The organism is Paracoccus versutus, assembly GCF_029909795.1.
In the GTDB taxonomy this organism is placed as follows: Bacteria; Pseudomonadota; Alphaproteobacteria; order Rhodobacterales; family Rhodobacteraceae; genus Paracoccus; species Paracoccus versutus.
Genome location: NZ_CP038197.1, coordinates 2,250,529 through 2,261,325 on the forward strand (window position 1 = coordinate 2,250,529; position 10,797 = coordinate 2,261,325).

Below are 10,797 nucleotides of genomic sequence, written 5' to 3' on the forward strand. Positions count from 1 at the left end.
CCCCCTATGCCATCCACATGTCTTCGGTGAACCAGCTGGCGCTGCTGGTGAATTGCTCCTCGCCGGCCGCCGCGCGGGCCACGGCCATCGCCGCCGCAACGGCGCCGTCGATCTTGTTGCCGGACTTGCCCTTGTGGAACATGCGGTTGCCGGCCTTGTCGGTCTCGACCTGAATGTTCGAGAAGTTCCAGCGCAGGACCGGATGCCCGCCATGCGCCAACCCGCCCGACAGGATGGCGCGTTCCAGCTCCTTCACCGCCGGCGCCATGCTGACCCAGCCCTGCCGGAATTCGACCGCCGGCAAGCCGTCCTCGTTCAGGTTCGCCATCATCGAGCGGCCGAAGGTCGGGTCGAAGGCCGATTCCTTCACGTTGAACCGGGCGTGAAGCTCGCGGATATGATCCTCGACCATGCGCAGATCGACCGTATTGCCCGGGGTCGGGATGATGAACCCGTCCGCCGCCCATTGCAGGTAATCGACGCCATGCAACTCGCCCCGAGCGCGCAGGTTGTCCTCGGGACAGAAGAACCATGGCCAGACCTGATAGCCGGTGCCATCGCGCCAGGCGGCGACAACCACGGTCAGATCCTCGTTCTTCGACAGGTCCACCCCGAGCCAGCAGGGCGCCTGGGTGATTTCCATCTCCTCCAGGTCAACCTCGCGATTGCCCTGGTCGTAAACCTGCATCTCGACAAAGGGCGAGGTGGACTGGTCGAGCCAGCGGTTCAGGTTGAATTGCAGGAAGCTGTCTCGGTCGAAGGGCGAGTGCAGGGCTTTCTTCGCCTTGTCGCGATAGGCGTCCAGGTCGGGATAACCATGCGCGAGGCCGGGATTGACCGCGAACCAGAGATCCTCGTCCTGCCAATCGTCCTCGGGCTCGGCCATGAAGATCACCGGCAATGTGGCCGGATCGTCAATCTCGCCCTTCTGCACCTTCATGGCATATTCGACGGTCTTCCAGGCAAGGTTCTCCTGCCCGCGCCCCGAGGTGCTGGCGACGATCATCAGGGTGCCGGGCACCTTGACCAGCGCCGAATCCAGCGCCTCCCATTGCTTCAGGCCCGGCCGGCCTTCCCACGCATGAAGCTCGTCGGCGATGACCACGTTCGGGGTCTTGCCGTGCTGGGTCTTGCCGTCCGAGGCGATGGCGACATAGCGGGACGGAACCTTGGGGCAGGTAATCCGCGAGACGTATTCCCGAACCTGCAGGTGCTTTTCCAGACGCTTGTCGTTGTTGATGATCATCGCCGCTTCGTTGAACAGTTCCATCGCCTGTTCATGGGCCGAGGCCGCCGAGATGGTCAGCCCGCCCGCCTCGCGTTCGGTGCCGAGGAGATGCAGAAGCGTGATGCCGGCGCAGAGCGAGGTCTTGCGGTTGCCGCGTGGCAGCAGAAGCACCACGCGCCGCACCACGCGGGTGCCGTCGGGATGGCGCGGCCCGTAGATGCGCCGGATGATCCGTTCCTGCCACGGGTCCAGCTGGAAGGCCCGCCCCGGAAGCTTGCTTTTCGGGTGCTTGAGCATCCGCAGCCACTTCACCGCGGCCTCGCCCCGGCCCAGCGGATCAGGGATTTCGTCGTCATTGTCGATCCAGGACGGTCGCAGCATCAGCCCAGCAACCCCGCCGTGAACAGATCGTCATTGCCCTCGCTGTCCTCGACCGTGGGCCGGGACCGTGAGACCGGAGTGCAACCGAGTTCCGCCGCCAGCAGGCGGGCGCGGGTCATGGCGTCGGACTGAATGGCCACGGCCGGGTTCTTGCGGGCACTGATCAGGCGCGAATTGCCGTCCTTGTCGATGCCGTAAATCTTCTGGACATGGCCGAGCTTGCGGATTTCGCGTTCCATCTCGCGCACCGTGCCTTGCGCCACGCAATAATTCTCGAAGGTGCCCAGGTCCGCCTCGGTCAGGATGCGGCGCTGCGCCAGCATCGGCAGGATGCGTCGCCATTCTTCCTTGGCATCCTCGGAAAACCAGTCCGGCGCCGGCATATCCTCCAGCGCGTCCAGATCGGTCTTGATGTTCGGTTTCGCGCCCCTCATGGCATGATCCTCACGCAGCGCAGTTCCACGCCCTTGCGCCGGCCGATGGGCGTCACCTGCTTGATGTTGAAGGCATCACCGTTCCAGATCACCCTGTCGGCATTGGTGATGCCCTCGAAGAACCGGGCGCGGAAAATAACCAGTTCCTCATCGCTGGCACCGAAGCCGCGAATGAATTCCTCGGTGGTCTGGTCCACCCGCTCAGCGCGCAGGGTGCAAAGGCGCGTCCACGTCTGGACCGGCGTGCCGGCATCGTTCACGGTGGTGGTGAACCGCTCGATCTGGATCGTCTCGACCAGGTTGCCCGACTTCATGCCGCCGCCTCCGATACCAGCGCCTCGACCACGACGACGCCATGGGAATGCTCGCCGTCCGGGTCGCGCAGGAAGCGCATCGAGGAAACCAGCGCATCGGCGCAATGCAGCGGCGAGGCCAGCACCAGCCGCCCCGAATGGATCGCCCGGCGGACTTCCCCGCAGATCTGCTTGCAACCCTCCAGGGACGCCTCGCGGGTCCAGACGTGCAGCGTGTGATAGACGCGGGTATGGGTGCGGCGCAGGCTGGTGCCTTCGTCCACGGACTGGCTGTCGCCCAGGATGATCGCGGGCAGCTTGGCCGGCCGCTGGTTGGTATCGAGGATCTGCGCCGCGGGCACCAGGGCGAGAACGCCGCCCCAGGTGGTCAGGCGGGCGCGGATCGCTTTCTGAACTTCCAGATCGACGCTCATTTCGCCTCCCTGATCGCCTTGCCGACCGCGCGCTTGATGCGGTTCAGGGCGCGTTTGCGGCCGAGCCGGAAGGACGGCCAGAAGAACGGATGCGGGGGCACGGCCGAGCCATGCAAACCACCGCCGTGGCCGTATTCGACCAGGTGCGCATAGCGCACATCGGCATTGCCGGCGGTGACGGCCGCCGTCAGTTCCGGCACCACCATGCTGCCGCCCGGCTGCGAATAGGGCGGGGTCGAGAGGCCCGGCCCGGTGACCTTGATCGAATCCTTCAGGTCGCCATCGTCCACAGGCACCGTGGCGCGCATCACGTCCGCGATCTCCTCGGCCGACTTCTCCAGCGCCGGCACTACCGCGCGGCGCGCCGCCTCGGGCACCGCCCGCATGCGCTTCTGGAACCGGGCAAGGCCGCCGTCATCCGCCATCAGAAGGTCCACTCCCTGAAACCGTCGACGATATCGCGGACGCCGAACGGCAGTTCCCGCGTCAGGTCGGTCGCCGCCTCGCGGTTCTCAAACCACCAGGTCGCCAGTTGCATCACCGCTTCCCTGATCGCGGTCGGGATTTCCGGTTGGTCCACGCCCCCGAAACGCTCCTCGATGACGAAGCCCAGCATGCGCTCGATATGGTTCTGCGCCGCCGCGATCTTCCCCTCGATCAGGGTATCGTCCGCATCCTGATCGGGCGTCAGGCCGAGGTTGTCCTTCATGTCCTCAAGGGTGACGATAGCCATGTCAGGCATCCTCGCTGCGGAAGGTTTTCGAGGTCGGCAGAACATCGGCCTGCAGTTTCATGATGCTGTTCGCGGTATCGAAAACCTCGAAAAGCCCGGTCACGAGCCCGAACCATCCCCGCCAGCGCCCGCCACACGGCAAGACCAAGCGAAAAGGGAAAGGATCGCGGGACCGGGACGCCTGCCACAGAAGAAGCTGGCCGGCATCGCCCGGATCATTGCCGAGAACGATCTGCATGGGCGGGCGCCGGATGATGCCCTTGATCAGTTCCTCGGCACCGTCCGGGGACGTCAGGTTGGTCGCATCGACGGTTTCCCATTCCACACCCAGCATGCCGATAGCCTCGGTCTCGCCGATCTCGACCCATCCAGACTCCGGCAGTTTGACGGCGCCCGAGGCGTCGGCGATGTAGAGGCGGCTTCCGGCGGTGGGGTAAAGCATGGATCAGGCCTCGGCCGCGTCCACCTTGACCACGTTGGAGTTGACCCAAAGCGTGGTGTTCAGCTTCATGACGTTGTTGGCCGTATCCAGCGCCTCGACCGCGCTTGCCACCTTCGCCACGAAATAGCGCGTGGACCCGGTGCCGCCGGGCGGGGCATCGTTCAGCACCAGGCGGAAGGCATAGTCATGCGGGGTCTTTTCGGCCGCGATGACGGCGATCTGGCCGGCATCCTCGTAGTCGATGCCGCAAACCACCTCCATGGAGCCGGCGTTGCGGGTGCCCTTCAGGCGCCGGGTGCGCGAGGAAGCAACCCCGTCGAAGGTGATCTCGGCCGAGGTATCGCCCACCGATCCGAGACCCTCGGTCTCGCCGATCTCGGCCCAGACCTGCGAGGTGAAATCGGCCGCCACGAAATCCGTGGACTTCGCCGCCAGCGGGCCGCCGATATAGAGCCGGGCGCCATTGGTCGCGTAGATGGTCATTGCTGATCCTTTCGGGTGCTGCGCCGTTCCAGCCTCTGCTTGGCGCTGTTGTGATGATGGGCGCAGAGGCCCTGCCAGTTGCGGGGATCGTCCCGCAGCGCCGGGTCGCCCTTGTGCGGGATGACGTGATCCACATGGGTGGCGAGCGCCGGCCCGCCCTTGTGGCCCAGATCGCATCCCGGCCATTTGCAGAAGCGGTTCTCGGGCCGGGCGAGGAAGACCTTGCGGGCCTTCTCCCAGCTGCGCCCATATCCCCGCTGGCTGCTGTTCGGCCGGGCCTTGTCGAACCGGGCCTTGCGCTCGGCATCGCGCTTCGCCTCGCACGGGCAGCGGGCGCCCGAAGGCACCACCTTGCCGCAACCGCAGAGGCGAGGCGCGCGCACCGGCATCAGACCGCCATCGCCAGCTTGCGGAAGGCGGTGGGACGCACCACCCCGGCACCGACACGGCGGCGGGCGTGATAGCGCATCAGGCCGTTGATCCGGACCGAATAGGGATCGGCCAGGATCGACAGCGACAGCCGGTCGTAGATGCGATACCCGCGCTTGAAGTCGCCGAAGATGATGGGTTCGGCATCCTCGGCAATGTCGGGCATGTCCACCGCCTCGACCACCGGGCGGCCGAGGATCGTTTCCGGCTGGCCGGCCTGATAGGAGGGCTGCCACAGGTAGTTGCCATGGCCGTCCTTCAGGGTGCGCACGGCCGCCAGCGTGTTGCCGTTCATCACCCAGGTGCCCGCCTGGCGATAGGTCCCCGGCAGCGAATACATCATCGCAATCAGGGCATCGGGATCGAGATTCGCGACATGACCGTTGTCATGCGCCACGATATCGGCATTGGTCATGAAGCCCGAGGGTTCCAGCGCCGTGCTGCCGTTGACGAAGGCAAGGCTTTCCTTCTGGCCGAAGTCCTCGGCAAGGGCCATGTTGACCTCGGTCAGCACGTTGGCGCTGTCTTCCGCCAGCTGCAGCGAGATATCCACGAAGGTCGCCAGTTCGCGGATTTCGATATCGCCCTGATCGAAGGCCGGTTCGCTGCCGGTGCGGGTGGTGGTTTCGCCCACCCAGACCGCGTTCGTCACGCTGGTGCGCATCGGCAGGATCACCTTGGCGGCGCTGGTGCTGCGCACATCGGCGATGGTGCGGATCGGCGAGAACTCGACCAGGTTGCGGATGAAATCCGTCTCGATCTGTTCGGGGGCGAGGACATGGTTCGGGGTATCGCTGGCCGTGGTCAGGGCCTTGCCTTCGATATCGCCCGTGCGCAGGTAATCGATGAAGGCCTTGCGCTCGGCCGCCTGTTCGTCATCGCCACCACCGTTGCCGCCGCCCGGCCGGTTCGCCTTGGCTTCCAGCTTGTCCAGCCGTGCGATCAGGGGCGCGACATCGGCCTTCTTTTCGATATCGGCCATCCGTTCATCCACGACCTTGGTCAGGTCGGCCAGCGCCTTGGTGACGACGGCATCGGGTTCTTCGTCCTCGCCCTTGCGGATCAGGACGGCCGCGGAACCCAGCAGCGCGGTTTTGGACAGGTGATTCATCAGTTCCTCTTGGAAAGCTGCGCCGCAGCGCGTTGCAGGGCCGCGGCAAGGCGCAGAGCGCCGACCGCGTCTTTGGCGGAAGTCACCTTCGCGCCGGGATGACAGGGCAGCGTCACCAGGGACGCCTCCATCAGGTCGAGGGCGGAAATCGTGCGGCCCTTGCCATGCCGGGCGGCCTTGCGGGTGACGAAGCCGATGGAGATGCCGCGCACGGCGCCGGCCTGCACCAGGGCGCGAACCTCGCGGGCGCGCGGCAGATCCTCGACCAGCAGCCGGCCTTTCAGATGCAGGCCATCGGCCTTCTCCTCGGCCTCCTCCCAAACCCCGACCGGGTCGTTCGGGTCGTGGCCGAACAGCATCGGGATGGGCATCCTGGCGGAAGCAAAGGCGCCCTTGGTGATCACGTCGCCCACGCGGTCGGGCGCGCCGAAGGGCCAGGCCAGCGCCGTGATGGCGCCGGTCTGGTCGGCCAGGACCTTGGTTTCGATGAAGCTGCGGTCCATCAGCGCGCCTCCATGAAGGCCGCGCGGTCGCCGGCCATGGCATCGACCTGCTGATGAACCCACTGCGCCGCCCGCAGGACGCGCAGCACGTTGGCATGGGTGAACGGGACCGGCTCGCCGTCCTCGGCGATCTCCCAGCCCAGGACGCAGCGGCCGAGGCTGTTTAGCCGGCACTTCTCGCGCGCCTCGGCCGAAATCCGGCCTTCGTCATCCGCCGCCGCCGCAAGGTCGTCGACCATCTTCAGCCGGGCGCGCGCCTGGGTGGCGCTGTCCGGGCCCGCGATCAGGAAGCGGATGCCGGTCGGCTTGCCGGTCACCGGGTCCAGCAGGTCGAACCAGCGGCCCCGGTCCTGATCCTCGGCATTCGACAGGATGTCATTCAGCTGCATCGGGCTTGTCCTCGGCAGGTTTGGGCGCGGGTGCCGCGCTGATGTTCGGGTTCAGGAACTCGTCTCCGCCCTCGCGCGGCGGCAGGCCCAGCCATTGCCGACCCTCGTTCGGGTTGATGGTGCGGCTGGAAATCAGGCTGTTGATGGTGGTGGCGCGGGTCCCCAGATCGGCACGGGTCAGGTCGTCGCGGTCGAAGCGGATGACGTGGTTGCCGCGCTCCTCGTCCGAGAACAGCGCCCGGCGCAGCGCGCCTTCCAGCCCGCGCAGCCACGGTTCCAGCGTGTAGGACAGGAACTCGCGGCCCTTCTGTTCCGAGTTCGACCAGGTGGCGCGGGACAGGTCGCCCACCATCGGCGCCGGGATGTTGAAGGCCCGGGCAATTTCCTCGATCTGGAACCGGCGGTTTTCGAGGAACTGCGCATCCGTGCTGTTGAAGGTGAACGGCTCGAAGGTCATGCCGTCATAGAGGATCGCCGTGCGGCCCTGATCCTCGCCCTCATGCGCCAGCCGCCAGGCGGCCCGTGCCGCCTTCACGGCTTCTTCCTGCATGCCCTTGGGGATCAGCAGCGCGCCCGAGGGACGGGCGCCACGGGTGAACAGCTTGCCGGCGTGACGGTCCAGGGCGACGGCGATGCCGATGGCCTCGCGGGCGAGCGACAGCGGGCAACGGTCGAGGGGCGGCAGGAGGTGGACCACGTCGCGGGCCGGGACCGGCTGGTTGTTCAGCCGATAGCGGCGCTCGCCGGTCTCAAGGTCGAGGTCGAATTGCAGGAAGGACTGGCGATAGCGGATGATCTCGCGCGGCTCGCCGTTCACCCGGTTGACCCAGGCCAGCCCGCCGGCATCGTTCATCAGCGCGTCCCGGACAATCTGCCGGATCAGTTCGAAGCCCGTGGTCCAGTCGTTCGCCTCGTCCCGCAGCAGCGCCAGAAGCGGATGGTCGGGCACGTCCACCTCGTCCTGACCCTCGATCCGCTTCACGGTCACGTCGAGCGAGGCGACGGCTTCCGAGATCAGCTGGATCGCGTTCGCGACCACCGGCACCTTGAGCGCCTCGGCCTGGTTGACGACGATGCCGGCCGAGGTGGTTTCCGTCAGCCCGAAGAGCGACAGCAGCGCCGCATCGGGCGAGGCCAGCGACTTGCGCTCGGGCGTGAAGGCTTTGCGAAGATGGGTCCAGATGCTCATAGACCAGTTTATGAGCGCGGCGGCACCGTTCTGATAAGCTGGCAAAACCTAGGAAATCATAGGAAGTCATGGGTTTTCGTGGTCAGCACTTGCCACGAAGCCAGATCATGAGCTCGGATCGGAAGGCAAAATAGCTGCCCGATCCGGCCGGCCGGTAGATCGGGACCTCGGGTAGTTTTGCCAGGGCGCGGGCCTTGTCCACCGACACGCCCAACACTTCGGCGATCTGACCCAGCCCCCAGATCTTCCGCTCGGGGTCCAGCACGGCATCCGCGCGCCACCGATCCAGCGGCGGTTGTTCCATTTTTTCCTGTTTCGCCATCGTCATTCCCTGCCTTCCTGTCCCATGCTTCTCTCATCTCTTTGAACTGAAATGAAAAAAGCCTATTTCCCGCAAATGTTGCGCTCGGGACCCCCCGCCGGTCCCCGCCAAAGGGCCAAAATCGGGAACCCCCCCCCCCGGGTCACTCGACCACCCGGTCGAGGACCGGCACCCGCCAGACAACCGCGCGCCGTTCCGCCTCAATGATCGCCTCGGCATAGCTCGCACCGTCCCAAAGCACCGCCTGCCCGCCATCGTCTTCGACCAGCAGGACCATGAACCGAGCCGGGCAGGCCATCGGCACCCCGAGCGCGGCCAGCGCGCCGCGACGGGTGCGCAGCCCCCTTGCCGATCCGCCCACGATCTCGATCCGGTCAACGGCCGCAAAGGTCTGCCCGATCATCTGCCTTTCCTCTGCCGATACGGCCGAGGCCAGGTGCGAGCCGGTTGAGGAACCGGAGCGAAAGGCGCGCTATCAATGCCGCGCTCGACCTCCATGTCGATCCGCAGGACGCGCAACTCGCGCTGTATCCGCAGCAGCACGTCCGAGGCCTTGGCGTTGAGCGGTGCCCGGCCCATGTTCGAGCCTCCGGTTCCGAGGGACATAAGCTCGTAATCGATGGCCTTGATCCGCTGGATGATGGCCTCGGCCTGCTCATCGCTGGTCGTTCTTCGGAAGAGTTTCGCTGGTCGCCTCATTATCCCCACCTGTAACCTGTTGATTTGGCTATAGAGTGGCAAAAGTGGCAGATTTCATCTTATCGACCGTATACGCGCGCACCACACGCGCTTGCGCGCATACGTCTGATAAGGGAAATTTTGCCACTTTTGCCACTAACACTTAATTTTCAGCCCCTTAAGCCCACGCTTGCCGCCAGTCCCCTTCGCATCGGTGAACCCGCGCCCGCGAAGTTCCTTGATCAGCGTGTTCTGGGTCCAGGCGCTCATGCCCTGCCTTTCGATCCACTGGGTGAAGCGCTGGTGCAGATCGGCCGAGCTTTCGAAGCCCCCGACCACAAGGTCGATCTCGTCAGCGATGAACTGCCCGACCGTGTCTTCGCTGTCGAAATACTCGGCCGATGCTGCTGCGATCCTGTCGGGCACATCCAGCCCGCGCCGCAGCCACATATCCACCCCTTCGATGCACCAGCGCAGGATGGCCGGACCCTCGGCCTTGAGCTTGTCTGGCAGGCCCGTATCTCGCCGGTCGGGCGGGATGGTAACCGTGAAGGGCACCATGACCACGCGCGACCGGATAGCCTCGTCCACGCCCCGGAATGACGGCTGGGTGTTGCCGGCGATCATCAGGGTGAGTTGCGGGTCGAAATCGAAGAAGTCCTGCCGCATGAACCGGGCGCTCAGCTTATCGCCGCCGGTAAGGTCCTTGATGACGCTTTCATCCCATGTCTTGCCGCGCGGAAGCTCGCTGCCCATGACCAGGCGCGCGCCATGCAGGCCGGCGATATCGGTGGAATGACGCTCGACCTGCGAATTCAAAAACGTCTCCGCAGCCGCCTTCCGTGCATAGTCGTTCCACAGCCAGAACAGCGTGTTCAGGAACACGCTCTTGCCGTTCCGGCCCGTGCCGTAGAGGAACAGCAGCTTGTGTTCGTTCGTCATGCCCGTGAGCGCGTAGCCCGCGGCGCGCTGCATGAAATCGATGATCACATGGTCATTGTCGAAGATTTCATGCAGGAAGGTCAGCCAGCGCTCGGGCTCGGCCCCCTTCTCGGCCGGGGCCACCGCGGTCAGCTTCGTGATCATGTCCTCGCGCCGAGCCTGTCGCAATTCTCCGGTGCGAAGATCCACCGTGCCGCCCGGCGTTCCGAGCAACATCAGATCGGCATCGAACTGCGCCGCCAGCGAAGCGCTGGGGCTGTTCGACTGGGCAAGGAATTCGACACTGGCGACCGTGGATTTGTGCCGCAGGGTCTCGGCCCGCGCCTTCGCCCAGGTCTTGAGCTTTTCACCATCCTTCGGCCCGAGGCTTTCCGCCTTGCGGTCAGCCCAGCCCAGAACCTCATCGGCCTTCTGCCGCAGGAAGTCCCGGACCCTGGTCATGTCCTCGCGTGACTCGTCCCGCCGCCAGCACACGCCATCCCAGAACAGCCACCTGCCCCAAAGGGCCACGTATCGGGCATTCTCATCCCAGCCACGCCGGCCGATCTCAAGCGCCAGGGCATCGTGCGACAAGGCCACACCGTCGAAGCCGCCCCCTCCATCATCGGGTTCGAATTCAGACGACGCCGGAAGGTCGATCTCGACCGCCGCAGCCATCACGGACCGCACTTCATCGAGCGCGGATTTCTTCTTGCGCGCCCTCATGCCGCGCCTTCAAGCGGCAAGCCCACTTTCCCGATTCGTTCACGAAACGTCCATGGGCTGCAATCAGCGCTAACCGATTGCAGCCCATGTTTTTCGACCGA

17 protein-coding genes are annotated in these 10,797 nt (G+C 65.4%); all 17 read right to left on the reverse strand.

What is annotated here, in order from left to right; genetic code table 11:
* Nucleotides 1–4 precede the first annotated feature (4 nt).
* Entirely contained in the window at nt 5–1,609 is a 1,605-nt protein-coding gene (locus E3U25_RS22450; RefSeq protein WP_116223016.1) for a terminase large subunit, read from the reverse strand.
* The gene (locus E3U25_RS22455) at nt 1,609–2,043 is read right to left on the reverse strand and encodes a phage terminase small subunit P27 family (RefSeq protein ID WP_116223015.1); all 435 of its coding nucleotides are present in this window, start codon (nt 2,041–2,043) and stop codon (nt 1,609–1,611) included. Before E3U25_RS22455 ends, E3U25_RS22450 begins: the two co-directional genes overlap by 1 nt.
* Nucleotides 2,040–2,357 (reverse strand): phage head closure protein, encoded by a 318-nt coding sequence (locus E3U25_RS22460; RefSeq protein WP_116223014.1) that lies wholly within the window; start codon nt 2,355–2,357, stop codon nt 2,040–2,042. The genes E3U25_RS22455 and E3U25_RS22460 overlap by 4 nt, the downstream gene beginning before the upstream one ends.
* A complete protein-coding gene (locus tag E3U25_RS22465) occupies nt 2,354–2,770 on the reverse strand; it encodes a DUF3168 domain-containing protein (RefSeq protein WP_116223013.1) in 417 nt (138 codons plus the stop codon). The genes E3U25_RS22460 and E3U25_RS22465 overlap by 4 nt, the downstream gene beginning before the upstream one ends.
* Nucleotides 2,767–3,195 (reverse strand): HK97 gp10 family phage protein, encoded by a 429-nt coding sequence (locus tag E3U25_RS22470; protein ID WP_116223012.1) that lies wholly within the window; start codon nt 3,193–3,195, stop codon nt 2,767–2,769. The genes E3U25_RS22465 and E3U25_RS22470 overlap by 4 nt, the downstream gene beginning before the upstream one ends.
* On the reverse strand, nt 3,195–3,503 hold the full coding sequence (locus tag E3U25_RS22475; protein WP_116223011.1) for a head-tail connector protein: 309 nt from the start codon (nt 3,501–3,503) through the stop codon (nt 3,195–3,197). Before E3U25_RS22475 ends, E3U25_RS22470 begins: the two co-directional genes overlap by 1 nt.
* 1 nt (nt 3,504) lies before the next feature.
* Nucleotides 3,505–3,945 (reverse strand): phage tail protein, encoded by a 441-nt coding sequence (locus E3U25_RS22480; protein WP_116223010.1) that lies wholly within the window; start codon nt 3,943–3,945, stop codon nt 3,505–3,507.
* A gap of 3 nt (nt 3,946–3,948) precedes the next feature.
* Nucleotides 3,949–4,428, reverse strand: coding sequence for a hypothetical protein (locus tag E3U25_RS22485; RefSeq protein ID WP_104492718.1), 480 nt, complete (start codon nt 4,426–4,428; stop codon nt 3,949–3,951).
* Nucleotides 4,425–4,817: an HNH endonuclease gene (locus E3U25_RS22490; protein ID WP_116223009.1), complete on the reverse strand. Its 393-nt coding sequence runs from the start codon at nt 4,815–4,817 to the stop codon at nt 4,425–4,427. The genes E3U25_RS22485 and E3U25_RS22490 overlap by 4 nt, the downstream gene beginning before the upstream one ends.
* A complete protein-coding gene (locus E3U25_RS22495; RefSeq protein ID WP_116223008.1) occupies nt 4,817–5,968 on the reverse strand; it encodes a phage major capsid protein in 1,152 nt (383 codons plus the stop codon). The genes E3U25_RS22490 and E3U25_RS22495 overlap by 1 nt, the downstream gene beginning before the upstream one ends.
* A complete protein-coding gene (locus E3U25_RS22500; protein ID WP_116223007.1) occupies nt 5,968–6,471 on the reverse strand; it encodes an HK97 family phage prohead protease in 504 nt (167 codons plus the stop codon). Before E3U25_RS22500 ends, E3U25_RS22495 begins: the two co-directional genes overlap by 1 nt.
* Nucleotides 6,471–6,860, reverse strand: coding sequence for a hypothetical protein (locus E3U25_RS22505; protein WP_104492860.1), 390 nt, complete (start codon nt 6,858–6,860; stop codon nt 6,471–6,473). Before E3U25_RS22505 ends, E3U25_RS22500 begins: the two co-directional genes overlap by 1 nt.
* The gene (locus tag E3U25_RS22510; RefSeq protein WP_104492714.1) at nt 6,847–8,049 is read right to left on the reverse strand and encodes a phage portal protein; all 1,203 of its coding nucleotides are present in this window, start codon (nt 8,047–8,049) and stop codon (nt 6,847–6,849) included. Before E3U25_RS22510 ends, E3U25_RS22505 begins: the two co-directional genes overlap by 14 nt.
* An 82-nt stretch (nt 8,050–8,131) precedes the next feature.
* Nucleotides 8,132–8,377, reverse strand: a complete 246-nt coding sequence (locus tag E3U25_RS22515; protein ID WP_244295368.1) for a DNA-binding protein — start codon at nt 8,375–8,377, stop codon at nt 8,132–8,134.
* Between the two features lie 136 nt (nt 8,378–8,513).
* A complete protein-coding gene (locus tag E3U25_RS22520; protein WP_116223006.1) occupies nt 8,514–8,774 on the reverse strand; it encodes a hypothetical protein in 261 nt (86 codons plus the stop codon).
* Complete coding sequence (locus E3U25_RS22525) at nt 8,771–9,070, reverse strand: hypothetical protein (protein WP_116223005.1); 300 nt, start codon at nt 9,068–9,070, stop codon at nt 8,771–8,773. The genes E3U25_RS22520 and E3U25_RS22525 overlap by 4 nt, the downstream gene beginning before the upstream one ends.
* A gap of 135 nt (nt 9,071–9,205) precedes the next feature.
* On the reverse strand, nt 9,206–10,696 hold the full coding sequence (locus E3U25_RS22530) for a phage/plasmid primase, P4 family (protein ID WP_116223004.1): 1,491 nt from the start codon (nt 10,694–10,696) through the stop codon (nt 9,206–9,208).
* Between the last annotated feature and the right edge of the window lie 101 nt (nt 10,697–10,797).

Coding starts and splice junctions, on each gene's coding strand:
- E3U25_RS22530 (WP_116223004.1), bottom strand. CDS start 10,696: ATGAGGGCGCGCAAGAAGAAATCCGCGCTCGATGAAGTGCGGTCCGTG.
- E3U25_RS22490 (WP_116223009.1), bottom strand. CDS start 4,817: ATGCCGGTGCGCGCGCCTCGCCTCTGCGGTTGCGGCAAGGTGGTGCCT.
- E3U25_RS22470 (WP_116223012.1), bottom strand. CDS start 3,195: ATGGCGGATGACGGCGGCCTTGCCCGGTTCCAGAAGCGCATGCGGGCG.
- E3U25_RS22465 (WP_116223013.1), bottom strand. CDS start 2,770: ATGAGCGTCGATCTGGAAGTTCAGAAAGCGATCCGCGCCCGCCTGACC.
- E3U25_RS22485 (WP_104492718.1), bottom strand. CDS start 4,428: ATGACCATCTACGCGACCAATGGCGCCCGGCTCTATATCGGCGGCCCG.
- E3U25_RS22515 (WP_244295368.1), bottom strand. CDS start 8,377: ATGACGATGGCGAAACAGGAAAAAATGGAACAACCGCCGCTGGATCGG.
- E3U25_RS22510 (WP_104492714.1), bottom strand. CDS start 8,049: ATGAGCATCTGGACCCATCTTCGCAAAGCCTTCACGCCCGAGCGCAAG.
- E3U25_RS22475 (WP_116223011.1), bottom strand. CDS start 3,503: ATGGCTATCGTCACCCTTGAGGACATGAAGGACAACCTCGGCCTGACG.
- E3U25_RS22500 (WP_116223007.1), bottom strand. CDS start 6,471: ATGGACCGCAGCTTCATCGAAACCAAGGTCCTGGCCGACCAGACCGGC.
- E3U25_RS22505 (WP_104492860.1), bottom strand. CDS start 6,860: ATGCAGCTGAATGACATCCTGTCGAATGCCGAGGATCAGGACCGGGGC.
- E3U25_RS22495 (WP_116223008.1), bottom strand. CDS start 5,968: ATGAATCACCTGTCCAAAACCGCGCTGCTGGGTTCCGCGGCCGTCCTG.
- E3U25_RS22525 (WP_116223005.1), bottom strand. CDS start 9,070: ATGAGGCGACCAGCGAAACTCTTCCGAAGAACGACCAGCGATGAGCAG.
- E3U25_RS22455 (WP_116223015.1), bottom strand. CDS start 2,043: ATGAGGGGCGCGAAACCGAACATCAAGACCGATCTGGACGCGCTGGAG.
- E3U25_RS22450 (WP_116223016.1), bottom strand. CDS start 1,609: ATGCTGCGACCGTCCTGGATCGACAATGACGACGAAATCCCTGATCCG.
- E3U25_RS22520 (WP_116223006.1), bottom strand. CDS start 8,774: ATGATCGGGCAGACCTTTGCGGCCGTTGACCGGATCGAGATCGTGGGC.
- E3U25_RS22480 (WP_116223010.1), bottom strand. CDS start 3,945: ATGCTTTACCCCACCGCCGGAAGCCGCCTCTACATCGCCGACGCCTCG.
- E3U25_RS22460 (WP_116223014.1), bottom strand. CDS start 2,357: ATGAAGTCGGGCAACCTGGTCGAGACGATCCAGATCGAGCGGTTCACC.